Annotated in this window: 20 protein-coding genes and 1 pseudogene; 13 read left to right on the forward strand and 8 right to left on the reverse strand. The window is 56.0% G+C overall.

The features are described from left to right. Positions 1-5 precede the first annotated feature (5 nt). Entirely contained in the window at positions 6-1106 is a 1101-nt protein-coding gene (gene miaA, locus Poly21_RS09680; protein WP_146406997.1) for a tRNA (adenosine(37)-N6)-dimethylallyltransferase MiaA, read from the reverse strand. A gap of 115 nt (positions 1107-1221) precedes the next feature. Between miaA and Poly21_RS09685 the strand changes: the two genes are divergently transcribed. From Poly21_RS09685 to Poly21_RS09705, 5 genes are all read left to right on the forward strand, one after another. Continuing rightward, positions 1222-1785 carry a GNAT family N-acetyltransferase gene (locus Poly21_RS09685; RefSeq protein ID WP_146406613.1) on the forward strand — a complete coding sequence of 188 codons (564 nt, stop codon included), beginning with the start codon at positions 1222-1224 and terminating at the stop codon, positions 1783-1785. Positions 1786-1994: 209 nt separating this feature from the next. Beyond that, the gene (locus tag Poly21_RS09690; protein WP_146406614.1) at positions 1995-3335 is read left to right on the forward strand and encodes a leucine-rich repeat domain-containing protein; all 1341 of its coding nucleotides are present in this window, start codon (positions 1995-1997) and stop codon (positions 3333-3335) included. Positions 3336-3405: 70 nt separating this feature from the next. Further along, a complete protein-coding gene (locus Poly21_RS09695; protein ID WP_146406615.1) occupies positions 3406-3951 on the forward strand; it encodes a DinB family protein in 546 nt (181 codons plus the stop codon). A 69-nt stretch (positions 3952-4020) separates the two neighbouring features. Beyond that, positions 4021-4974, forward strand: coding sequence for an ion transporter (locus tag Poly21_RS09700; RefSeq protein WP_146406998.1), 954 nt, complete (start codon positions 4021-4023; stop codon positions 4972-4974). Between the two features lie 93 nt (positions 4975-5067). Continuing rightward, positions 5068-5871: a zinc-ribbon domain-containing protein gene (locus Poly21_RS09705; RefSeq protein ID WP_146406616.1), complete on the forward strand. Its 804-nt coding sequence runs from the start codon at positions 5068-5070 to the stop codon at positions 5869-5871. Here the strand turns inward: Poly21_RS09705 and Poly21_RS09710 are convergent. Beyond that, on the reverse strand, positions 5850-6380 hold the full coding sequence (locus Poly21_RS09710) for a hypothetical protein (protein WP_146406617.1): 531 nt from the start codon (positions 6378-6380) through the stop codon (positions 5850-5852). The two genes, Poly21_RS09705 and Poly21_RS09710, sit on opposite strands and share 22 nt — an antisense overlap. Positions 6381-6391: 11 nt before the next feature. Further along, positions 6392-8104, reverse strand: a complete 1713-nt coding sequence (locus Poly21_RS09715; RefSeq protein ID WP_146406618.1) for a hypothetical protein — start codon at positions 8102-8104, stop codon at positions 6392-6394. A gap of 205 nt (positions 8105-8309) precedes the next feature. Here Poly21_RS09715 and Poly21_RS09720 point away from each other — a divergent pair, with 205 nt between their 5' ends. Both Poly21_RS09720 and Poly21_RS09725 read left to right on the forward strand, forming a co-directional pair. After that, positions 8310-8795 carry a thiol-disulfide oxidoreductase DCC family protein gene (locus tag Poly21_RS09720; RefSeq protein WP_146406619.1) on the forward strand — a complete coding sequence of 162 codons (486 nt, stop codon included), beginning with the start codon at positions 8310-8312 and terminating at the stop codon, positions 8793-8795. Positions 8796-8994: 199 nt separating this feature from the next. After that, positions 8995-9618: an HD domain-containing protein gene (locus tag Poly21_RS09725; protein WP_146406620.1), complete on the forward strand. Its 624-nt coding sequence runs from the start codon at positions 8995-8997 to the stop codon at positions 9616-9618. On the opposite strand, the gene Poly21_RS09730 is transcribed toward Poly21_RS09725, so the two are convergent. Then, positions 9562-10116, reverse strand: a complete 555-nt coding sequence (locus Poly21_RS09730) for a GNAT family N-acetyltransferase (RefSeq protein WP_146406621.1) — start codon at positions 10114-10116, stop codon at positions 9562-9564. The two genes, Poly21_RS09725 and Poly21_RS09730, sit on opposite strands and share 57 nt — an antisense overlap. Positions 10117-10551: 435 nt before the next feature. Between Poly21_RS09730 and Poly21_RS09735 the strand changes: the two genes are divergently transcribed. Further along, positions 10552-11031 (forward strand): bacterioferritin, encoded by a 480-nt coding sequence (locus Poly21_RS09735; RefSeq protein ID WP_146406622.1) that lies wholly within the window; start codon positions 10552-10554, stop codon positions 11029-11031. Positions 11032-11393: 362 nt separating this feature from the next. Here the strand turns inward: Poly21_RS09735 and Poly21_RS09740 are convergent, their stop codons facing one another. From Poly21_RS09740 to Poly21_RS09750, 3 genes are read right to left on the reverse strand one after another with little or no spacing between them, the layout of a single operon-like run. Then, positions 11394-13871 carry a DUF2357 domain-containing protein gene (locus Poly21_RS09740; RefSeq protein WP_146406623.1) on the reverse strand — a complete coding sequence of 826 codons (2478 nt, stop codon included), beginning with the start codon at positions 13869-13871 and terminating at the stop codon, positions 11394-11396. 2 nt (positions 13872-13873) lie between these two features. Continuing rightward, positions 13874-14764: an MrcB family domain-containing protein gene (locus tag Poly21_RS09745; RefSeq protein ID WP_146406624.1), complete on the reverse strand. Its 891-nt coding sequence runs from the start codon at positions 14762-14764 to the stop codon at positions 13874-13876. An 11-nt stretch (positions 14765-14775) separates the two neighbouring features. Further along, the gene (locus Poly21_RS09750; RefSeq protein WP_302118306.1) at positions 14776-15123 is read right to left on the reverse strand and encodes a helix-turn-helix domain-containing protein; all 348 of its coding nucleotides are present in this window, start codon (positions 15121-15123) and stop codon (positions 14776-14778) included. A gap of 95 nt (positions 15124-15218) precedes the next feature. Between Poly21_RS09750 and Poly21_RS09755 the strand changes: the two genes are divergently transcribed. The 5 genes and pseudogenes from Poly21_RS09755 (at position 15219) to Poly21_RS09775 (ending at position 22015) form a co-directional block, all read left to right on the forward strand. Then, positions 15219-16427 (forward strand): phospholipase D-like domain-containing protein, encoded by a 1209-nt coding sequence (locus tag Poly21_RS09755; protein WP_146406625.1) that lies wholly within the window; start codon positions 15219-15221, stop codon positions 16425-16427. Between the two features lie 42 nt (positions 16428-16469). Further along, the gene (locus Poly21_RS09760; protein ID WP_302118310.1) at positions 16470-17591 is read left to right on the forward strand and encodes an ISAs1 family transposase; all 1122 of its coding nucleotides are present in this window, start codon (positions 16470-16472) and stop codon (positions 17589-17591) included. Positions 17592-17655: 64 nt separating this feature from the next. Further along, complete coding sequence (locus tag Poly21_RS09765; RefSeq protein ID WP_146406627.1) at positions 17656-19149, forward strand: arylsulfatase; 1494 nt, start codon at positions 17656-17658, stop codon at positions 19147-19149. 114 nt (positions 19150-19263) lie between these two features. After that, a pseudogene (locus Poly21_RS09770) lies at positions 19264-21594 on the forward strand (arylsulfatase). A 64-nt stretch (positions 21595-21658) separates the two neighbouring features. Next, positions 21659-22015, forward strand: coding sequence for a sulfatase-like hydrolase/transferase (locus Poly21_RS09775; protein WP_146406628.1), 357 nt, complete (start codon positions 21659-21661; stop codon positions 22013-22015). Between the two features lie 257 nt (positions 22016-22272). On the opposite strand, the gene Poly21_RS09780 is transcribed toward Poly21_RS09775, so the two are convergent. Continuing rightward, complete coding sequence (locus Poly21_RS09780) at positions 22273-23220, reverse strand: LysR family transcriptional regulator (RefSeq protein WP_146406629.1); 948 nt, start codon at positions 23218-23220, stop codon at positions 22273-22275. Positions 23221-23350 lie beyond the last annotated feature (130 nt).

A 23350-nucleotide genomic window follows, 5' to 3' on the forward strand; every position in this document is an offset into this window, starting at 1 on the left:
CCAAACTAGCCAGTTGCGTGCTGCTGGACCCACACGGGATGCTGGCGGATGGCAGCCACCATCTCCCCTACCAGTTCCTCACTCGGCCGCTCGGTGTCGTCCCCGCCCTGGTGGGTGGTGATGAACCGCAGTTCGCCCATGGAACGGAACCAGGTTTCTTGGCGCCGGGCCAGTCGGCGGGTGTGAAAGAGCACCTGCTGAGCAACCGGCAACCAATCCGGTGCAACGGTTGGATCGGCAATCCAGGTTTGGAACTCTTCGCTCGTGAGCACCTCGCGGTAACCGACGGCGGTGCCTGCGGTTTTTGAAAGGACCGGATAGTCCTCCGTCAGCGCACGAATTTCATCGAGCAATCCACCGGCAAACATTCGCTCCACGCGACTCTCAATTCTCCGGTGCAACACGCTGCGCGGCGTTTGGAGTGCGAAAACGAGTCCCGCCTCAGGTGATTGTTCGATGTCGAACTGTTGCTGCCGATGACTAATCGGGGTTCCGGTTTGGCGAGCAAACTCGAGCGCCCGTATCATTCGTCGCACGTCGTGAGGTTCAATTCGAGCGGCCGAGATGGGATCGACTTGCTGCACTCGCTGATGCAGTGCGGCGGTGCCGTACTGTTGCACATCCCGCATCACGGCGTCGCGAAACGCTTCATCGGCAGGCGGCCCTGGGTCGAATCCACGCAGAATTGCTTTGAGATACATTGGGGTGCCGCCCACAAACATCGGCCGATTTCCGCGCTGGTGGATTTGGTCGACCAGGTTATGGGCGGCAGTCAAGTATTCAGCAACGCTTGTTTCCTGATCTGGTTCGACGACGTCAATCAAATGATGGACGACGCTGCGCTGCTCATCTGCCGAAGGTTTGGCCGTCCCGATATCCATCCGCCGGTAGACGGCGATGGAGTCGAGCGAAATGATTTCGATCTCGGGCGCCCTCGCCGATGGATGTCCGGTCGTTGCAATCGGTACATCCCGCATAGCAATCGCAACCTGCACCGCGAGTGTTGTTTTTCCTGACGCGGTTGGCCCCGTCAGCACGAGTGCGCGATTAAAAAGTGGCGGAAAGCACGCTATTTCAGCGGGCGAAGTCGATGGCTTGGGCGTCATGGAAGCCAAGTGAATTGTCCAGTTCAGGTATCGCGCATGTGCTAGAATGAAGCGCTCGTTCAAGAAGAGGACGCTCAGTGTTGTACAGCGGCCCGGTTTGGGAAAGGGGATTTGCATGGGCATGACTTATTTTCGTCGCTACCGCATGGAACTGAACCTACGAGGATTCCGTGCCCAGTGGGACCGGGAGGCTCTCGAGGCGGCGGGGTATCAATTCGTAGGTTATGACGAAGGGTTAATCCGCGATCATGCCCAAGCCAAGTATCAGAGTTTCCGCAGCGAGATCGACGCGGATGTGTTTCCCTGCCTGGGCCGCCGCGATGGATGTTTACGTCTGATGCGTGAGATCACGTCCCGCGCGACCTTCGTTCCGGGATCGACGTGGCTGCTGCGGTACCACGATCGACCGGGGGGGCGTGGAATGCCAGTGGGAACCATTCAGGGGTTGGAGGCGGAGGGCTGGGGCGTCATTCAAAACATTGGCGTGATCACTGAGCATCGCGGCCGTGGCTTGGGGCGTTTGCTGATCAATCGAGCAGCCACCGGGTTCCAGGCCGCTGGGATCGAGAAGATGCATTTAGAGGTGACGACCGCGAACACCGCCGCAATTCGGCTCTACGAGCAGATCGGCTTCCAGCGTGCCCAGGTCGTTTACAAGGCGTGCGAAGTGGTGGGATAGCTACTCTAGAAAGCGTCCAATTCGATGCGACTGACCTCGGTCGACGGTGGATTCCGCGATCTGGCGGACGCGGCCTCTGGACACGGCTTCTGGCGGCGGCACTGCGCGGCGTTGGAATCTCACACGTTGCGTTTTCGGCAATAGTTTCTAAGTTAGGGGGCTGACCGACACGTCAACCGCCCCTCTGCACTCGCGAGACCCCCACCGCCATGAAACGGCACGCCCTCACCACCCTACTGCTTCTGGTCGCCCCCACACTCATCCCCACGGTGGGCTGTCGCCACGAGACTGCGTCGACGGCGCCGCAACAGGATAAAGCGAGCGAAAAGTCAGTTTCATCCAGTCAGCCTGCTGCTGTAGCGCCAACACCGGATTCGCCTGAGGCCGTCAGCGCGATCGAGGAGGCGGGGTTCTCCGTTAGCAAGAACAAGGCAGGGTTCGTCGTCGAGATCAGCGGTGGAAACGATAACGTTGACGACGTGCTGGCGCAACTCGGTGGCGTGCCCAACGTCGAGAGCCTCGCTCTGATCGGCCCGACCGTGGACGATGACGGCATGGAGAATCTGGCCAAGCTCACCAAGCTCCAGCGGCTCGACCTGACCGGTGCTGCGATCAGCGACAAATCGCTCGAAACGGTTGGCAAGTTGAAGAATCTGGTAGCTCTGCAGCTCCGTCGCACGGCGGTGACCGACGATGGACTCGCTAATTTGACGGAGCTGAAAAAACTCCGAGCCCTCGATCTGCGAAATACCAACATCGGTGATGGCGGCATGGCACCGCTGACCAAACTCGATGCCCTCGAAGACCTGCAATTGGAAAAATCCCAGGTCACTGACAAAGGACTGGTTCAACTCGCTCCACTGAAGTTGAAGGCGATCAATTTTAATTACTGCACTACGATCAGTAATGACACAATGGCCGTGCTCGGCAAAATGCCCACGCTGGCATCGCTGCAAGGTGACTACTCCAAGGTGGATGACAAAGGCTTGGAAATGATCAAGGGGCTGAAAAACCTCAAGCGACTGCGGCTGCGAGGTTGTGACGTTACTGGCGCCGGACTGGAGCACATCAAATCCAACAAGAATCTGTCGCGAGTGGAGCTGCGAGATTCATCCTTAGATCGCCAGGGTCTGGAGATTCTCTCTGCGATGCCGTCGATCACATTTCTGGACATGAGCGAGTGCCGTCTGGCGCAGCCGGAGGACATTGCGTTGCTCGGTAAGCTCAAGGGGCTGACCTACCTCGGTTTGTGGGAAACGGCGACGAATGATGAGACGCTCGCCGCCTTTGGTGATCTGACCAAGCTCACCGAACTCAATCTCAAATCGGCGTCGGTGGGCGACGAATCGCTGCCCGCATTGAAGAAGATGACCAGTCTCGAACGGCTCAATGTTGCCGGCACCCTGTTCACCGACGAAGCATTTTTGGAGCTGGGTAATCTGCCGAGCTTGAAATATCTGAACGTTGCCAACACCAGCATCGGCTTCGACACGATTGACGAATTGGCTGAGTCGCACGAGGGACTCGAAGTCGTCGAGTTTGAAAACTGAGTATCGCAAGCTCGGTCCGCCGCGGCCGCAGTCATGCGTCGTGGCGTTTTCTGCAGGAAATGTCGAAAGTATGAATACAAAATCTCGCCGGCCAAACGATGAGGATCTGTCACTGCCCGCGCACCGGGCGCTGGTAGATCGAGTGGACGGCGAATGCGTTTTGAAAGTACTCGCCGATCAACTCGATTGGATGTGCAATCTCGAGGGTTCGTTATCCGCGGAGCTGGTCGACTGTGTCCATGCACCCTACACGTGGACGGTGCGTCAGGTCGTCGAGCACTGTGTTGACGCCGAGCGGATTTTTGGTGAACGGATGCTGCGGATTGCTGCAGGAGACCCGACAGATCTACCCGCCTGGGATGAGAATGCATACGCCGACGCCCAATTTGGATTGGGTGACCTCGGTGACTTGATCAGCGAACTGGGGAACCTCCGACAGGCCAATCTGTTGCTGCTCGGCCGCATCGTCCCGGCCGCATGGGACCGGGTTGGCTGCGTCGATTCGCACCCCATCACGCCTCGCGGGATCGCGTGGTTGACCGCCGGACACCTGCAACACCACTTCGAAATCATCGAGCGACGGTGTGAAATTTCTCCGCAGCGTTCACCCGTTTGAACTCTGTGATCCCCAGCCCGATGAACGGCGTTTTCCATGATCGACGCTCGACCGACCAAGTCGTTCAACATGACCGCCGCAACGCTCCGTCGCCGTGTCGTTCAACGCCCTGAAGTGGCGGGGGTGCGGCAACAGATGTACGACATCATCTTTGAAGCCGACACGCCCGCGGGCAGAGCCTTCGACATCGGGCTCCTGATCGCGATCATAGCGAGTGTGGTGTTGGTTTCCATCGAAACTCTGCCGCAATACTCAGGAATTCAGACCGCCGTCTCGCATGGCGAACTGATCAACACCGGCGAAGCCGCGCCAGAGGCGATGCCGCTGTGGCTGCCGGTCGGTGAATGGCTGCTAACGATCTTGTTCACCGTGGAATACGCTGCGCGGTTGTCGTGCGTACGTCACCCCATGCGATATGCCAAGAGTTTTTGGGGGATTGTCGATCTACTCAGTATCCTGCCCAGCTACATGGTGTTCTTCGTTGGGAATTCCGCGAAGTCGTTTGCGATTCTCCGGAGTATCCGGCTGCTGCGCGTGTTTCGAGTGTTAAAACTATGGCGGATGATGAGCCAGGCCGACGAGCTGGCCGACGCCGTGTGGCGAAGTCGCGACAAAATTATCGTATTTTTGTCTGTGGTATTGGTGGCTGTGACGATTAGCGGTGCGTTGATGTATCACATCGAGACCGTGATGGTGGACGATCCACAGGACAGTGATTTCACATCCATCCCGCAGTCCATGTATTGGGCAATCGTGACGATGACGACGGTCGGGTACGGGGATGTGGTAGCGCACACCACGATTGGTAAGATTATTTCCGCTGCCTTGATTCTTCTGGGCTACAGTTTGATTATCGTGCCCACAGGTTTCGTCAGCGCCGAGTTGTCGCAGCAGATGTCCGGCAATAAAATCGTTTTGCTTCCGTGCCCCCAGTGTGGTGGCTTGCGTCATCGCAGCGATGCCGACTATTGCTATCGCTGCGGGGCTCATTTGGAGCATCCCCCTGACCCTGTCCAGGATTAAGCCAGCCTGCTGCTCTTAGCGTGCGGTCTTCCTCCGGATTACGCCGATCTCTTCTCATTTCTGTATTCATCCTCACCCTGAACCCTCCCTCTTATGCCAATTGCAGTGAAGTGCGGCTGTGGTAAACAGCTCAACGTTCGTGATGAACTCGCCGGCAAGGCGATCAAGTGTCCCGGGTGCGGGAATGCCGTGAAAGTCGTCGCTGGAGGCGCACCAGCGAAACCGCGAGCCGCAGCGGCCGCGCGTCCTGCTGCCCCGAGCCCCCGACCGGCACCCACTCCGGCCCGTTCAGAGTTGGATGATCTATTCGCCGAAGAGGGCATGGATCGCGACATGGGTGCGATTTGCCCGGCCTGCCGCAAAGAGTTACCCCCCGGTGCGGTGCTCTGCACGAAATGCGGTTACAACCTGCAGACGGGCGAGCGTTTTGACGGGCACAAGGTGGCTGGCGTCGACATCGACAAGGGGACGATGGCCCTCGACAAAGCCGAGCGGGACATGGATGAGGCCAAACGTCTGCAGCAAGAAATGATCGGAAAATCAGGCATGCCCGCCTGGATGCTGGCATTGATCCTGTTCATTCTGGCCAGCGCGATGGGGATTGCTGTGTTGGCGGTCAACGCGTCACGGCGTGAGGAGGCGGTGGCGTTCAAGCCCATGCAGATGTTTATGAACCTGGGGGGATCAGCATTTCTACTGGTGGCCCTCGGTGCCGCGTTGAGCTTGATTACTGTCGCGTTTCGCTCGGATACCAAACAGGGCTTGCTGTCGTTGACGATCTTGTATCTGTTCGTGTTCCCGTTCAAGCATGGGAAAGGCACTTGGAAAATTCTGGCCGTGGCGGTGCTATCCGGTGGGATCGCAGGTGCGTTCTTCTACGGCGCGTCTCGCATGTAGACAACGTTAAAGTGTTGTCTCTGGGGCCGCGCGTCGCCGGAGGATTGCCGTGGTCCGAACGCCCCGTGATCGATCACGCGGCCTTGCGGAGGACTCATTCCCGGCAGTTCGACAACGCAGTGGTCATCACTCCAGGCAGCACCTAGCTCCCCGGAGTCGTCGACGACGCCATCGCCATTATCGTCCCAGTCCGCCCAACCGGGCGCGCGATCGCGGCCAGGCGTGATCCAGATGGGCAGATCCGGATCCCAGACGTCGGTCCCTGTCGCGACGATTTGCGGGGCACCACGGGAGGTCGACCGTTGATCGGCAACACTCGCAAACGAAATCCTCCAGCGCTCCTGGGAGGGCGAGACCGGACTGCGCGGGAGCGGATCGCACTGGCTCTGCGCCTCACGGCGGACACGATCGGCGAGGTCAGTCGTGTTGGGAACGCCTGCGGCGAGCCACAACGCCCGCCAAACCGCCAGCGCACCGATGATCGCGAGCGTGATTCCATTCCAGTTCATCACAATGCCGTTCACTCGCCCTTACGGAAGCTGTCAAAGTACTGTTGCGTTTGATCACGCTCATCTCGAGGCAACAGCTGATCGTCCAGCGGATCCCCCTCCTCGCTCATCGACGCCTCGATCACGTTCTTAATCGTTTCCCGGGTAATGCCCTTGCGGTTGGGGCCATCGGCGAAGCCTGCAATCACCGCGCGACCGCGTTTGACATCCCCCTGAACCCGGGTGTCATAGGAGTTCGTGTCCTGATCCTCATCAGCGTTGTCGCCGGGACCAGGCCCCTCTCCGTGTCCCGCCTTCAAACCGCCGCCTGCCCCCGGGTTCATGCACTGCTCACAGCCTTGGCCGTTACAATTTTGGCAATTCATCTGGCCTTTGGACTGCGCAAGATCATTGAGGGTAGATTGCAGGTCCTCGAGTTCACTCATGTCGCTCTGCATGCCTTCGAGTTCCTCACTCATCGCTTGCATGGCCTCGGCGGCAGCGTCCGAGTCGCCTTGCTGCATAGCCTCAGCGGCATTTTGCAGGGCCTCCGCCATATTCTGCATTTGTTGCATCTGTGTATCGGCGGCCTGCGCGCTGTTGAGTTTCTCCTGTAACTTGGCCGCGTCTTCGCTGCGTCCTTCGCGTTTGGCCTGATCGATCTGCTGCTGCAGTTGTTGCTTCTTCTGCTCATGCTGTTGCGCGGCCGCATTCATTTGCTTGGCGAGCTGGTTCGCTTGGCTGGCGAGTTTCTCTTTTTCTTGTTCACTCAGTTTACCGTCTTTGAGTTTCTCAGCGAGTTTCTGTAGTTCCTCGGCTGCTTTTCCGAAATCGCCCCGCTGAATCTGACTAGCGATCTTCTGGGCGGGACCGCCATCGATCCCCTTCATTTGCGACAACGCGTCGCGAATTTTGTCGGGTGAACCAATCCGGTCCTGGCGGGCTTCGATTTGCTCTTTGATGTCATTGAGCTGGATTAATGCATCTTTACGGCTGAGCGATTTGCTGTCGGTGATTTTGTCGAGTTTCTGCTCCATGTTTTCAAATAGCTCCATCGCCTCCTTGAGTCCTTTGGCCTCGGATGTGCGGCGCTGCGCGGACACTCGCTTCTTCAATTCAGTGGCCACGGCTTTGACCTGTTGGACTTCCGCGCTATCAACCGACTCGGCAACTTGCTCAGCCGAATGGATCGCAGGCTGAACCACGCCGATCATGACGGCCAATATCGGCAACACCGATAACGGCAACCAAACCGCACGGCCGGCCCGCAAGGGAAAACGGTCCGCAATCCGCAACGCCCCGGCGCGGTGAGCCGCATCTTCGCGAAGGGCCGCAGCGAGGGGCGGCTGTCTGGGATCATTCCCAGCGACGGCAAGCGAACTGCTCAGACGCTCGCCCAGCCCGAAACGATGATCGACTTCCGCAGCAACGTCTGCGATCGAGGGAGCTCGCCACCACGCATATAGCCCGGCCGCCGCCACGGCCACGGCGAGCGAGCCCAGCACCCAGGCACTCATCCACTGTGTTGGACTGACCGCCGCAGCAGCGTCCTCGGACGGTGACATTCCCAATGCCGCCGTGATCTCGGAGAGCGGGACAATGGCCATCGCGCCAATCGCCACGGTGCTGATCAACAACGCTACAAACAGGGTCACATTCAGTGCGCGGCCCATCTGAGCTAAGATCAGACGACGCCGAGCGCTGTGTACTTTCGATAAGACAACTGCGTTGAGTTCGGCAGACATTCGGATGGTTTCCACGCAGGGGGCGAGCGGTGTAGGCAGGGCGGCATGTCCGCCATCGTCACATTGTACCGAATATTGGCAATCGACGGCACGGGAATCGCTGGATTCACCCTGTTAGCGGTTACTCGTGAATCGCAGGGGAGACCTTGCGGTTACGATTGGGAACGCCTCCGCAACGCTGCATCATCCTTACTGACAAGAATTTATGACTACCCCGCCTGTCACCGAACATGTTCCGCCGAAGGCCGATGCGACGTCGCTGCCGGACCCCAGCTCGCATCCGGATCGGGACGTGGTGATTTTCGACGGCAAGTGCAACGCGTGTCAATTAGCTGCCCGAAGGATGCACCAACTGGACATCGGTGAGGGGCGTCTCGCCTTCCTATCGCTGCATGATGAGCGAGTTGCCCAACTCTATCCTGACCTGAACTACGACGATTTAATGGCACAGATGTACGTCGTCGATACCGATGGGAATCGCCACGGGGGCGCCGACGCAGTGCGATATCTGTCTCGTCGGTTGCCGCTATTGTGGCCCACCGCACCGCTGTTGCATGTCCCCGGTACTGCGAGCCTGTGGCGGTGGATGTACCGCGTGGTGGCAAAAAATCGGTATTGGATCTCGACCAAGTTCTTCGGCACCAAAGACGCCTGTGAGTCCGGAACCTGCTCGATTCACTACGACAAATAAACCGGCAACTCCCCGGTCCCCCCGGGTTGATGGTAGGTTTTGCGGGGGTGATCCAGATGTGACGATTTCGTGTGTGGATTTCGCACGCGAGATTTCGTGTGCGAGATTTTTCTGAAATCGCGGTGGAGTTACCCACAATAAGCCCGAACGAACCCGTGTTCGCTTCGCCAGCATCCTTGGCAACAAACGAAACGACTTCATGCAAGTAGAGCACCTAGACACCAGTATCACGGAACGGGTTGAAGCGATCGTTCGCGAACGGATGGACGGACAGGCGGCCGGTCACGGGATGGATCATGTGCTGCGCGTGCTCGCGTCGGCACGAACGATCCAGGCCGATGCCGGCGGTGATTTGATGATCGTCGAACTGGCCGCGTTGCTACACGACGTGGGCGATGCCAAGTTCCATGAGGGCCGCGAACGGAGTGCTGAGTTTGCTCGTGAGATTTTGGGTGGGCTCGGTGCCGATGGGGATGTCATCGAGCATGTGGCTCACATCGTCGACAACATTTCGTTTCGCAAAGGTGTCGACGCGAGCGAACTATCTCTGGAGGGCAAGATCGTACAGGACGCTGACCGGCTCGACGCGCTCGGAGCAGTTGGGATCGTGCGGACGATTGAATATGGTGCGGCATTTGGCCAGCCCTTCTATCTGCCTGATCCTGGCGATGCCAAGACAGGAGTGGGGCACTTTCACGACAAGCTGTTCAAGCTGAAGGATTTGCTCAATACGGCGGCCGCTCGGCGACTCGCCGAACAACGGGAGTCATTCATGCAAACGTTCTTGGATCAGTTCCTGCGTGAGTGCGGTGCGCGTGGCTGACGGCTTGGCATCGTCGCGGCTTCCGAGGTCGTGCAGTTCCATGACGAAATTGGTCATCTCGACGCCCTGACACGCGACCGTTTGTGCCGTGACAACCTGGAAACCTCGTGAGCGAAAAAATGGCTTCGCCGTGATACTGGCGTGGGTCTGGATGAGCGTGATACCGTGCTGTTGGGCGGCTGATTCGATCGCATCCATCAACATGGTCGCGATGCCCTGGCGCTGGTGATCCGCAGACACAAATAGCCGATCCAAATATCCGCTGCGCGTCATGTCAGCAAATCCGACAATCACTCCGTGATGCTCGGCCACGTAAGCAAAGTTGTTCGCGAAGCGATGAAGCCACGATTCGCGATCCCGGCTCGCTGCGGCCCATGCATCCACTTGGCTAGGAGAGTAGTCACAGGAATTGACTCGCCGCACCGTCTCATGGAAGAGTTGGCGACAGGGCTCACCATCGGCCGACACGAAATCACGAAGGTGCAGGGCTGGGTTCATGGGGCGTCCTCGCGTTTACCGTGCGTTGTTCCAGTAGTCGCTTGCTTGGAAAAGTGGACTGATCCGACCGAAGCGTGCGCCGGAGGTTTTGGATGCAAGCCTCGAGGGTCGAATGATTCATCTGTGGGATAGAAGTGACAGTCTGACCGCAGCCAATCCGCTGTCAATTGTGGGCAGGCAAGTCGTTTCGAATCCTCGCCCCGTGGCGCGATGGCCTGCGGCGGGCAAAGCCATGAATCGTTACCGGGGCGCGGTCGACGCGGTCATAATTCATTATGATAGAGACGCTCCAACGGGAAGTGTCACCGGCTCAAACTCAGTCGGTCATGAACGGGCTGAACCGGGCCGATGAGCCCCAGGCGCGGCCAAATTGGCCTTCCCGATGAGAGCGGACCACTGATCAATCCATCACCACGTGAAAACAGAGTAACCACGATGACGAAGACCCAGACGATCGAGAACCTCCAACGCGCGTTGTCGATGGAACTCACCGCCATGCACCAGTACCAGCTTCACGCCTGCGTGCTGGACGATTGGGGGATGGGTTTATTGGCGAGCAAGATGCGTGAAGAGTTGCAAGAGGAACTCGGGCATTCGGAGGAATTCCTGGTCCGCATCCTGTTCCTGAAAGGGGATCCGAAACTGGACATGGAGAAGACTCCAGTGCGGGCAACGACACTGAAGCAAATGTTTGAAACGGACCTTGCCGACGAGCAGGAAGCCATCGAGTTTTATACAACAGCGTCCATCCAAGCGAGTGAAGACCGAGACATCGGCACCCGCCAACTCTTCGAGCGGATCGCCGTGGACGAAGAAGGCCACGCCAGTTGGCTGGAGCTGCAACTCGACCTACTCGAGCGCATGGGCGAACCCGCCTACATCGCCAAGCACATGTCGACCGACGCGTCCGAATAAGCACAACATACCAGCGATCCACGCCCCCACCCGCCCAGGCGTTCGCCCCCCCCGAACGCCGCACTACAACGTCAGAATTTTCGGCATGTACGATACATGCCGGCAAGCATTTCAGCGTCTGCGCCAACTACCCGAAGCGTCGTGAGATCATTGGAACTGGCTGATCCTCATGTGGCCCAGTTGGCCCGCTGAGAATGATCCAATCTTTCCACATCTGTTCCACCTAGCTTTGGTTCACTTGGAACGGTGCTCCGGGACCGGCGTCCTTTGCCAAAGAGGGTTCGGCAGAAGGTCGCTGAGATCAAATCGGGCTCTTTCCCACGGCATGAGGACGAGGATCGAATTATCTCGAGAGTTGTCAGTCAGCTCCAGGTTCCCTGGTGTTGGATAAGGTCTTTGAGCGAGAAGTACCCACCGTTGCCTTCAGCAGGACGCCAGAGGAAACCGTTCATGCCGTCGAAGCGAACTTTGTCACCCGATTCAAAGTGGAACCAAGCTCGACCTTTCGGATTCTCGGCGTCTTGGATTCTCGCTGAGTCAAGGCGAATCGAAAATGGTTTCTTCGTCGCTAGCAACCATTCCAGCAATCGCCACTCAGGCTCGGTTTCTAACGCAACTTCCGAAACGGATCTGGCCCGTTCCAGTCCCAGCCGCGTCGTCCAACGTCCTTGAGGCGGCATGTAGTCTTGAGCGGTGAACTCGATGTCACGGTCCATTGGACGGATGGGGCTCAACCGATACAACACCATCATCTCGTTACGCCTCGCCGGCCAGGGAGTCGTGATCTCCGAACGCTCCACAAAATCGAACGATCGAACGTCAGCCACAAGTCGGATGCCCGGATTGCCCAAGCTGGCCGGGGTGTAGATCGCTACTTGCTTGACGTGATGTTGACGCGGCTGTGTTTTGGCGTAGGGGTGGTAGTACAATCGCTCTGACACTACCCAATCGAGATGCTCCTGTGTTCCAGGTGAGCGCAGCGTTCCGATCAATACCGCTTCGCTGCCCGCGACCCGCCAATCTCTGGAACGCACGTCTGCCGAGTTCGCAATTGCTCGATCGGCCATCGACCATCCGCCTTGGCGAACCGCCGAGAGCAACCATCCTTTCAGAAACGCAGTGTTGCTAGGCAGCACGGGGATCGCGCCGACACCGAGTCGTTCCAGCGATTGCCACAAGCGGCTATCACGAAAGTCCGCGTCGGGCGTGAGGTTCATCGGAAACAATGCTGCTGCTTGAACGACGGATCGCTGCAAACCAGGGACATCTGATGCGGTTTGATCGAGCTCCAAAATTGCGTCGCGGTATCGGTGCAAGACATTGATCGCGTCCGCCGGCGGCCCAAATGATTTGAACTGTTGCCTGTACTTGTCGGTCGCGTCGATCCGATACTTGGCGTCCGCAACCAATTGAATGATGGGCCAGCCATCCTGCTCGAATCGAATCAGTATGTCCGGCTTCTGTGGAATCAGTGTCTTGTCTTGGTCGGAAAACTGAGGATTGTATTTCACTCGAATTGTTCGATGCTTGCCCGTCGAGAACGCGACTTGTTGCGTCTCACCTTGTTTCAGCTGAACCGACAATCCGGACGAGCGAACGCGGAACAGGGCGTCGAGGTTCTGCGGCGGACCGTGTTCGTCTTGGATGATGCGGACAACGGTCAGGTATGTCCAGTATTCGTATAGCACCTCCAGGTCTTTGACCGCCAACTGGATCAAATCGCCCTCTAGCCGTAAACCCATTTTCAAAAACATCAGCAGCCGGTAGGCCTCTCGGTAACCCGGAGCCGACACCAACTGCAGTGAAGCGAACCCCATCGGCGGATTGCCGTCCGCCTCCCTAATCGGTTCTAAATTCAGCAGCCGCGACACACGAATTTTTAAACGGGTGATGCCATCGGACGTTTGCCTTCGACGCGATGACAACTCGGCTTCGCTGTCATAGATGCTCGCAATTTGACCGAGTGTTCGCTGGACGTCAACGAGTTGATTCCGCAGCCAGCGGTGTTCCATCGTATCTAGTGTCAACTCAGCCGGCCGCTCGACAATCTGCTCGCGGACGGAGATGCCGCCAAGGCGAACAAGTGATCCTTTGCCTTGACCGCGGCGCACCTGCGACCTCACCCGCGAGTCCACTCGACGGATCCGCTCCAGCCGGGTTGTTCGCTCGCGACGGACCAGCCCGCGTGAAGGTCGCTGGGCAATGTGATTCATCGCGACGTCGAGTTCGTCGATGATCTGCTCGATCAAGACGAGCCACTCGAGCTTGGACGGCGGCCGGTCACTGGACAGCTTGCCCATCTGGTGAGTTGACCGCAGATATTCGTACGCGAGATTGGTTAAGATCGACTGCACATCAGCGACGATGTCCTGATAGTCCGATTCGTAGTCGATCTTCGTTGGAAAGACTTCGACCTCAAAGTCAAGCGTTCGATTTCCATTGACATAAATTGAAAAGAGGCTTCGTCCGATCTGCCCACGGAAGTTCACGCTGCCGTGAACCACGCGTCCGTTCTCTTGCGAGTTCAATGCCCGAGTGATGACTGGATCGCGATGCCGTAACTCGACCCTGTCGCCGTCATTTGCCCCGCGGAGGTAGATCTGGTACTCGGTCTGTTCATAAAGTGGCGGTCCGTTCGGGTCACTTGCGTCCGCTGCGAGTGCATCCGGCACACCGCTTCGCATCATCAGGTCACGCCATAGCAGACCGTCGTCGTGTGGCACCAACCGTAAGCGTCCCATGACGGGCATCGACTGTGCCAACACGGCGTGGTCGCTCTCGCGCACGCGATGCCAATCGAGCGTGAAACGATTCGTTGCGATACGAAACAATTGCTTCATGGCTACAACCAGAACGACGTATAGCCTTCGGACGATAAGCGTTCCCACATCAGGCAAAGCCGTGATGCCGTTCTTGGAAACGTCGCACCCTCGATCGCATCCGGTCGGTCTGCGTCGGCCCAGCTTTTAACCGCTGTTTCAGCATCCTCCGATTCGTTCATGGACTGTCCATGTGCCAGCCCCAGCAACCCGATCATCGTACGACGAATCGCATTGCTTCCCCCGACCAACCGCGGCAACACTTTCATCATGAGGGCAAGGTCGAGCGGATCGACCTGCTTACCGTCGCGTGTGCGAAATGAATCCTTCATCTTCTCTGAATTAAGTAGAAACAGGATGACTTCATCTCGAGTTCGGTATCCGACCTGCAACTTGCTGTCGTAGCGCCGCGCCCGATCCCCGCTGCCGATTGGCGTTCGCTCCGACGTGCCACTAACGACATCCAGGAATCCGGCTTGGGTCAATTCTTGCCGGTTCTCATCGCCAAGCTCTTCCCAAACGGAGGCTGCCTTTTCGTCCTCGCGACCTCGATAGGCCTTCGCAGCGATACCCAACCCGATACGAATCCCAATGGGAGCTTCTGGTGAAATATGGATGACCGGGTAGACACCTCTCTGTGCACTCGTCGTTTCGCGGCTGTCGAAGAACGCCACCCACGGAATCGCCGCCCAGTTGCCTTTGCCAACCGAAGCCTCCACGACCCAATGATCATTCTCACAAAGCATCGGAAGCAACTCGCCCCCTCGTTCTTTGAGCTGTCGCTCCAGTTCTTTCGCCTCCGTATCCCCGCTCATCCCTGCAGGGCGTTCGGGATAGATCGTCAGCAGCCGTAAACAGACCTCCCAAAACTCCGCCCACTGGCCGACTTCATCATCGTTCACGTTGTTACTCATGTGGTTCAGGCTCAACTATTTCTCTGCCGTTGAATCCGACTGGCTCGATGCGCGAGATCGTTCAGTTCTTCATCGCGTAACTCGGCAAGCAAACGAAACACCTCGGGTCGCTCGATCACGCGCCGCCGGATGGGTTCTGGTACCTTTTCAGCTAGCAGCAAGAGCTCATCCTCGTCACCACCGAGTTCGACGGCCAACTTACGGATCAATTGTTCGGAAGCGTGATGCCCATCTTCCAGCTTGTCATTTTCGATCTTTGACAGGTATGTAAATCCAACGCCAACCCGCTTCGACAAGTCTCGCAAGGTCCACTGCTTGCCTTTCCGCAACTCTCGAATTCGCTTGCCGAACTCCATCATTTCAGCCTGCTTGTGAGAGGACTGACTGCAACGTAAATTATTTGCACTATCAAGGAAACATATCACAAGGCGTTTAGCGGCGGTAGTCAGGCAGCATGAGCGACACCAGCAATCCAGTCGAGCCGCTTTTCGACTCCGGCATTCGCGACAATCACCGTCGTGGAACAGTAGGTGATTTTCTGCAGCAACAAGCTTCTGCTGGATCAGAACTTTCGATCGTTTCCGCGTATTTCACGATCTATGCCTACAAGGCACTTCAGTCGACGCTCGATTCCATCGGGCATCTCAACTTTCTGTTTGGCGAGCCAACGTTTGTCAGCCGGCTCGACCCGGACAAAAATCAAACCAAAGCGTTCACGCTACTGGACTCCCAACTTCATCTCAGCAACCGACTTCAGCAAAAGCTTGCCGCAAGGCAATGTGCAGATTGGATTCGCGACAAAGTTGAAATCCGAACCATTCGGCAGACCAATCTGTTGCATGGCAAGATGTATCACATCGATCGTGACGGCGTCGACAACGCGATTTTGGGCAGCTCAAATTTCACGGTGCGTGGTTTGGGACTGGGCGCCGATGGCAACAACATTGAATTGAATCTGGTCGTTGATGGAAACCGAGACCGCCGCGAGCTGAAACAATGGTTCCTCGAATTATGGAACGATCCGCAGCTCGTCAAAGACGTCAAAGAAGACGTTATTCTTTTTCTTGAACGACTATACGCAAATCAGAGCCCGCAGTTCGTTTACTACCTGACGCTATTCAAGCTGTTTCGTGACTACCTGGACGGCAATCTCGATGTCGACGAATCGCTCAACCGACTCGCGCTGCCTGACACAGATATCTGGAAGTCGCTCTTCTCATTCCAAAAGGATGGCGCCAAAGCCGCGATCAACAAGATCCTGCAATATAATGGCTGCATCTTGGCCGACAGCGTCGGGCTGGGGAAAACGTATACAGCTCTCGCGGTGATTAAGTATTTCGAGCTTCGTAACGAACGCGTTCTCGTGCTCTGTCCTAAGAAGCTTCGTCGCAACTGGACTGTTTACCAAGCCAACAGCCGTTTGAATCCGTTTACCGATGACCGATTTCGATTCGATGTACTGCATCACACCGATATGTCACGCGATCGAGGTGAGTCCAATGGCATCGACCTTGCCGATATCAACTGGGGTGCGTACGACCTTGTCGTCATCGACGAATCCCACAATTCTCGCAACAACGCTCAGGCTGTCCAACGGCCAGGGCGATTGCGACACAATAGGCAATATGGGACACTGAGTGAAGGTTCGAATTTGAGCTGTTGAATCGCAGCAGCTAGACGAATCCACTCGCCATGGAATTTTTTGATGGAACGCTCCGCTTCGCTGGTGGATCAACTTGGATATGTTACCGATCCGCGTCGAGGAGAACCAATTTATCCTTTGGTCAATGTGTTGTTTATGATGATTTGCGGAGTCATTGCTGGGGCAGATGACTTTGTAGCGATCGCTAGGTTTGCCAACACCAAAAAGGAGTGGCTCGCAAAGTTCTTGGACATGTCCATGGGCGTTCCTTCACATGATCGATTCAACGCAATTCTAAATTCGATCAAACCCGAAGAGTTCGAGCCGATCCTCCTCGCGTGGATGACACAACTGCACAAGATCACTAACGGGCAAGTCATTGCAATCGACGGCAAGACACTGCGCCGAAGTTATGATCATGCCACTGGCAAAGCGGCCATCCATATGGTCAGTGCCTGGGCGACCGCGAATCACATCACTCTTGGTCAGACAGTCGTTGATGAGAAAAGTAACGAGATCACTGCGATTCCCAAATTGCTGCAAATTATCGAGGTTTCGGGAGGTTTGGTCACCATCGACGCGATGGGATGCCAGACGGAAATCGCGGCAAAGATCATCGCTGAAGGCGCGGACTACTGCTTGGCCGTTAAAGGAAACCAGCCAAAGCTTCATGAAGGAATCAAAGCATACTTTTTGGATCATCTTGAAGATGACTTCGCCAGAATCGATGTGACGGAGCATCATACCCACGAAACCGCTCATGGGCGAATTGATGATCGCAGCTACTACACTTGTACTGTTCCCGATGATTTTCCCGATCGATCACGTTGGCAAGATCTCAAAGCGATCGGGATGTCGATCAACAACACTTCGCGCCGCAAAGGTGACGATATCGCAGTGAGATACTACATCATCAGCAAATTGCTTCCTGGAGAGGAATTTGCCGGAGCGGTGCGTGACCACTGGGGGATTGAAAATAGTTGCCACTGGCAGTTGGACGTGGCGTTTAGCGAAGATCAGTGTCGAGTTCGAAAGGGCCACGGCGATCAAAACTTAAGCACGCTCAGGCGGACAGCACTTAGCCTTTTGAAGCAAGAAAAGACCGCCAGGTGCGGAATCAAAAACAAGCGTCTGACCGCCGGATGGGACGACGACTACATGGAGAAAGTCGTTTTCAGTCGGTAAATCCCCGTGCAATCTCCCTGTGCAGACTCCCTTCATAATATTTCTATTCACCATCCTACTCGGGATGCTTACCGTCAATGCATCCGCCCAGGGCTCCAAGCCCAACATCCTGATGATCATGGGTGATGATATTGGTTACTGGAATATCAGCTCTTTCCATAATGGCGTAATGGGATACGACACGCCAAACATCGATCGATTGGCTAAAGAAGGTGGCCGGCTGGTGACGTACTACGGCCAGCAAAGCTGTACCGCCGGACGCGCCGCTTTCATCACCGGTCAAACTCCATTTCGGACTGGACTCACCAAGGTCGGCATGCCCGGAGCCAAGCTAGGTATTCAACCGCAAGACGCAACCATCGCTGAAATGCTCAAGCCGCTTGGCTACATGACCGGACAGTTTGGAAAAAATCACCTCGGTGATCGCGATGAATTCCTCCCCACCGCGCACGGATTCGACGAATTCTTTGGCAACCTCTATCACCTGAATTCCGAGGAAGAGCCTGAGAACCCCGATTATCCCAAGAGCCCTGAGTTTCGGAAGAAATTTGGCCCTCGCGGTGTCCTCAGCGCCACTGCGGACGGAAAGATCGAGGATACTGGGCCGTTGACGAAAAAGCGAATGGAAACGATCGACGAAGAAGTGCTTGCTAAGGCTAAAGATTTTCTCGATCGTGCGACAGAGGCCGACAAGCCATTTTTCTGCTGGTTCAACACAACACGCATGCACAATTTCACGCATGTGAAGGAGGAAAATCTCGGCAAGACTGGCCTCGGCTTCTACGCCGACGGCATGGTCGAGCATGACGCCCTTGTCGGCCAACTTCTTGACTACGTCGATAAGCTGAAACTAACCGAAAACACCATCGTCATCTACACAACTGACAATGGACCCATGGTTTGTCTTTATCCCGATTCCGCCACGACACCTTTTCGTGGGGAGAAGAATACGAATTGGGAAGGCGGCTGGCGCGTGCCCGCGCTGGTACGCTGGCCCGGTACCGTGAAGCCAGGCACCGTTTACCGCGATATCGTCTCCGGTGAAGATTGGTTCCCAACCCTACTTCGGGCAGCCGGAATTGCGGATGTCAAGGAGCAGTTGCTGAAGGGCATGACCGCCGGCGAAAAGACATTCAAAGTACATCTGGATGGTTACGACCAAACCGACTATTTGTCCGGAAAATCTGACAAGAGTGCTCGAGAGGAATTCTTTTACTTTAGTGCCGAAGGCGACCTAATGGCAGTTCGTCACGGCCGGGTAAAAGCCCACTTCCTCATTCAGGAACATACTGGCCTTGACGTGTGGCGGATGCCGCTGACCACGCTGACCGCACCACTTTTCTTTGACCTCGAAGTCGATCCCGGCGAACGTGGCATGGAAGGCGATAATTACAACGACTGGTGGTATCGACGCGCCTATCTGGCGGTGCCTCTACAAAACATAGTTGGGAAAATGATGGAGACGTTCAAAGAATTTCCTCCTCGACAAAAGTCAGCTAGCTTTACCATTGAACAAGCCAGCGATGCGCTCAGTCAACCGGGTTCAACTGGTAAGTAAACATCGATTTATGTCAAGGCCCTAATCGGCGGGAAATGTTGTGGGGAAATGTTTCAAGTCACAGATATCTCAGTCACATACAAATTCGAATCTCAACTGCGTAGGTCAACGGTTATGTTTCGCTCATTTCTCGTCGCAATATCGCTGGCACTATATTCTACGGCAAGTTTGGTGGCTGACGAACCAGACCGCATTGAGCTGCCGATTCCGCTATCGCCTTTTGAGGGCAAGATTGGGAAAACGTATCAGGATTCCGTTCCCGATTGGCAGGATCCCGTCTCTGCTCCCGAAGGCGCGCCCAACGTGATCGTGATCCTTTTAGACGACGTCGGTTTCGGCCAAACCTCAACGTTCGGAGGCCTGATCCCGACTCCGAATCTCGACCAGCTCGCATCGGAAGGCCTCCGTTACAACCGCTTCCACACCACCGCCATCTGTGGTCCCTCTCGCGCCGCTTTGTTGACCGGCCGCAACCACCACGACGCTGGCAGCGGTTTCTTGATGGAGTGGGCCACCGGTTATCCGAACTACTCGACCATGATCCAGCCGACGACTGCAACGATCGGCCGAGTACTCAAAGGCAACGGCTACGCGACGTAGTGGTACGGAAAGAATCACAACACGCCTGACTGGGAGACGACCGTTTCGGGGCCGTTTGACCGTTGGCCGACCGGGATGGGATTTGACTATTTCTACGGATTCAATTCCGGTGAGACACACCAGTTTTACCCAGTGCTGTTTGAGAACACGGTTCCGGTCGAGCCGCAGACCACGCCCGAGGAAGGTTATCATTTCACGACGGACATGGTCGATCGCGCGATTGCTCGGATGAAACTCTCCAAGTCGGTCGCGCCTGACAAACCATTCTTCATGTACTTTGCCCCGGGTGCAATGCATGCCCCGCACCACGTGACTGCCGAGTGGCGTGACAAGTTCAAGGGCAAGTTCGACATGGGGTGGGAAAAGTATCGCGAGATCGTCTACAAAAACCAGCTCGAGATGGGAATCATCCCACCCGGGACCAAGCTCACTCCGCGGCCCGATTGGGTTCCGGCTTGGGACAGCCTGAGCGCGGAGCAGAAAACACTCTACAACGCTCTGTTTGAAAACTTTGCGGGCTTTTTCGCGCACACCGATCATGAAGTGGGGCGGCTGCTCGATGCAGTGAAGGAACTTCCTGACGCAGACAACACGCTCGTGATGTACATCGTCGGTGACAATGGAGCCTCGTCCGAAGGCGGACCCGATGGCACGCTGAATGAGATCAAGGGACTCAACGGAATCAACACGCCGATCGGGGACATCATCAAGAACCTGGATAAGCTCGGCGGCCCTGAATCGGAACCGCACTATCCGGTTGGCTGGGCCTGGGCCGGCAACACGCCATTTCAATGGGTCAAGCAAGTCGCGTCGCACCTCGGCGGCAGCCGCAATCCGATGGTTGTCTCTTGGCCGGCAATGATTGAGCACGACGACAAACCGCGCGATGCGTTTTTGCACCTGGTTGACGTCGTCCCAACGATTTTAGAGGCAGCCAGCATCCCGATGCCTGACACGGTCGATGGTGTCGACCAAAAACCACTCGCCGGAAAGTCGTTCTTAAGTAGTTTCTCCGATGCGAGTTTCCAGGGCCGTGACGAGCAGTACTTCGAGGTACTCAGCAATCGTTCCATCTACGAAGACGGATGGAAAGCGAATGCACAGCACACTTTGCCATGGCGTCAGGATCTCGCACCGGGAAACTGGGACAAGGACCATTGGGAACTCTACAACTTGGACAAGGATTTCTTGGAAGCCAATGATCTCGCTGCCGAGATGCCCGACAAACTTGCCGCTATGAAAACGAAGTTTGACGAAGCCGCGGAGAAGTACAGCGTCTATCCGCTCGACGACCGTGGTGCCGCTCGACTTGCTATTCCGAAGCCGCCTGTACCGGGAGCGAAAGAAGGATCTAAGACGTTTACCTACTTCACCGGTGCGATTCGAATCGCCGAGCCCGCCGCGCCGCCGATGAAAAACAATTCCTGGACCGTTAACGCGGCAATTAGCACCGAGGGAACGAAGACCAATGGCGTTATTATGGGCTTCGGTGGCGTGGCTGCCGGGATCGTTCTGTACGTCAAAGAAGGCGTTCCTGTTTTTGACTACAACTACTTTGAAGAGCACACCGTCGTGAAAAGCAGCAAGGCACTTGACTCGGGTGAAGCGACCGTCGAAGTAGACTTCGACTATGCCGGAGGCGGTGCTGGCAAGGGCGCGACGATCACGCTAAAGGTCAATGGCGAAACTGTAGGCAAAGGGGAAATGGATGCGACTGTCGGCGGCCGTTTCGGCATCGATACGTTTGGCATCGGTGAAGACAGTGGGCAACCGGTTACCAATGCCTACAAAGCCCCATTCAAGTTCACTGGCGAGATCGACAAAGTCACCATCGAAATCAAGTAAGAATTTCGTGATGTGATGATCTTACTGGAATAAAAAACCAATGTATCTCAATGTGGAAAGCTTTATGAATACTCAGGATTTCATTTTTTTCCTGATCGTCGCAGTAGGATGTTCGTCGACCGCATTCGCTGACGATGCGCCAACTAATGTGTTCGCTCCGACAGTTCAGACCAAAGAGTATTTTGAGCCATTCATTCCTCGACCTGATCAGGAAACGGAGGCTGCCGACAAACTGGCTGCGTTAGAAAAGAAGTTCGGTCGCAAACCGAACGTCCTGATCTTACTGGTCGACGACATGGGTTGGGGAGATCCCGGTTGCTACGGTGGCGGCCTGTTGATCGGTGCGCCGACGCCGAATATCGATCGACTGGCTTCGCAGGGCCTCAAGCTGCTCAACACCTACCCTATCGCCGCGACTTGAATTCAAAACAGCTCGTTGCGTTGATGTGCGGCGAGCTGTTTTCTTCGACATGGCAAGGATTTACGCCGACACTTTTGGCGTCGACTGGCATTGCAATCGACTTACTCATCAAATCCGAATCAAGTCACTACTTGGCGTAAGTGAACTGATTGCATGACGTTGCTGAGTTCAAATCCCGCCGCCATTCAACGCATTGGACACGTCCCGCTGAGTGCATATCGATGTGCATGACAGCGGCCTTCAAGTACCTGCTATGTTCATGTTCGGTTCCTTCTTGCCGATTTTTGCACTCCAGGCCGCCTCACAAACTCTTGCTGGATTTCCGTTTTTCGCTCGTGAACGAGTTGCAGAAATGCATCTCGGGTTGGGTTTGTATGATCTTTGTGGCTGCACATGACCAACGGGATTGGCTCCATCGCTGGCCCGATCGAGACGAAAGAAATCTGCTGATTGCGAAGATTCTGAACGCCTTCGGGCACAATGCTGATGCCCTGTTCGGCGGCCACCATCGTTAACACAGTGGCCATCAGGTCGGCACCACCAGCGACCACGGGCGAAAACCCTGCCGACGAACACGCTGCGATAATGTGGTCGTAAAGGCTGATCGCAACGCCGCGGTCCAAAAGAACAAATCGCTCTTCGGCAAGATCGCTCAGTCGGACTCGCCGACGCGACGAAAGTGGGTGGGTCTCGGCCATGACGGCGAGCAGACGTTCACGAAACAGAATCTGCGTGGCGAGGTCCGGATGGCCTGGGGGCAATGGTCGTGTAAAAGCTATGTTGATCTCGCCGCGTTCAAGTGCAGCCAACTGTTTGTCCGGCGTCATTTCGAACATCTGGATGGTGACATCCGGATACTGCAGTCGAAACCGCCTGATCAAATCAGGGAGAAACAACATGGTGGGTGCCGCAAAAAATCCAATCGACAATTCACCGAATTCGCCGCGTGAAGCACGAAGCGCGTTCAGCTTGGCTGCTTCGGAAGCGTCCAGGATGGCTTGAGCTTCCTTAAGGAACACGGCCCCGGCCACTGTCAAACGTACGACTCGCTTGTTGCGGAAAAACAGTGGGGTCCCGATTTCCCGCTCCAAATCAGCAATCTGAGTGCTCAACGCAGGCTGGGCAACTAACGACTTCTCAGCCGCTCTGGAAAAACTCAGTTCGGAGGCCACGGCGACGAAGTAACGAAGATGTCGTAGTTCCATTTCTGGAGTTATACACAAAAACGATTACAGACGCAACATTTATGTATTTTACAAATACAAAGGTCGTCCCGATAATCCTTGTGCAACGGCCGCCTGCGGTGAGGTCATCGCAAGGGAACACCATTCGGAC

The organism is Allorhodopirellula heiligendammensis, from assembly GCF_007860105.1.
GTDB classification, from domain to species: Bacteria; Planctomycetota; Planctomycetia; order Pirellulales; family Pirellulaceae; genus Rhodopirellula; species Rhodopirellula heiligendammensis.

Coding starts and splice junctions, on each gene's coding strand:
- miaA (WP_146406997.1), bottom strand. CDS start 1,106: ATGACGCCCAAGCCATCGACTTCGCCCGCTGAAATAGCGTGCTTTCCG.
- Poly21_RS09685 (WP_146406613.1), top strand. CDS start 1,222: ATGGGCATGACTTATTTTCGTCGCTACCGCATGGAACTGAACCTACGA.
- Poly21_RS09690 (WP_146406614.1), top strand. CDS start 1,995: ATGAAACGGCACGCCCTCACCACCCTACTGCTTCTGGTCGCCCCCACA.
- Poly21_RS09695 (WP_146406615.1), top strand. CDS start 3,406: ATGAATACAAAATCTCGCCGGCCAAACGATGAGGATCTGTCACTGCCC.
- Poly21_RS09700 (WP_146406998.1), top strand. CDS start 4,021: ATGACCGCCGCAACGCTCCGTCGCCGTGTCGTTCAACGCCCTGAAGTG.
- Poly21_RS09705 (WP_146406616.1), top strand. CDS start 5,068: ATGCCAATTGCAGTGAAGTGCGGCTGTGGTAAACAGCTCAACGTTCGT.
- Poly21_RS09710 (WP_146406617.1), bottom strand. CDS start 6,380: ATGAACTGGAATGGAATCACGCTCGCGATCATCGGTGCGCTGGCGGTT.
- Poly21_RS09715 (WP_146406618.1), bottom strand. CDS start 8,104: ATGTCTGCCGAACTCAACGCAGTTGTCTTATCGAAAGTACACAGCGCT.
- Poly21_RS09720 (WP_146406619.1), top strand. CDS start 8,310: ATGACTACCCCGCCTGTCACCGAACATGTTCCGCCGAAGGCCGATGCG.
- Poly21_RS09725 (WP_146406620.1), top strand. CDS start 8,995: ATGCAAGTAGAGCACCTAGACACCAGTATCACGGAACGGGTTGAAGCG.
- Poly21_RS09730 (WP_146406621.1), bottom strand. CDS start 10,116: ATGAACCCAGCCCTGCACCTTCGTGATTTCGTGTCGGCCGATGGTGAG.
- Poly21_RS09735 (WP_146406622.1), top strand. CDS start 10,552: ATGACGAAGACCCAGACGATCGAGAACCTCCAACGCGCGTTGTCGATG.
- Poly21_RS09740 (WP_146406623.1), bottom strand. CDS start 13,871: ATGAAGCAATTGTTTCGTATCGCAACGAATCGTTTCACGCTCGATTGG.
- Poly21_RS09745 (WP_146406624.1), bottom strand. CDS start 14,764: ATGAGTAACAACGTGAACGATGATGAAGTCGGCCAGTGGGCGGAGTTT.
- Poly21_RS09750 (WP_302118306.1), bottom strand. CDS start 15,123: ATGATGGAGTTCGGCAAGCGAATTCGAGAGTTGCGGAAAGGCAAGCAG.
- Poly21_RS09755 (WP_146406625.1), top strand. CDS start 15,219: ATGAGCGACACCAGCAATCCAGTCGAGCCGCTTTTCGACTCCGGCATT.
- Poly21_RS09760 (WP_302118310.1), top strand. CDS start 16,470: ATGGAACGCTCCGCTTCGCTGGTGGATCAACTTGGATATGTTACCGAT.
- Poly21_RS09765 (WP_146406627.1), top strand. CDS start 17,656: ATGCTTACCGTCAATGCATCCGCCCAGGGCTCCAAGCCCAACATCCTG.
- Poly21_RS09775 (WP_146406628.1), top strand. CDS start 21,659: ATGAATACTCAGGATTTCATTTTTTTCCTGATCGTCGCAGTAGGATGT.
- Poly21_RS09780 (WP_146406629.1), bottom strand. CDS start 23,220: ATGGAACTACGACATCTTCGTTACTTCGTCGCCGTGGCCTCCGAACTG.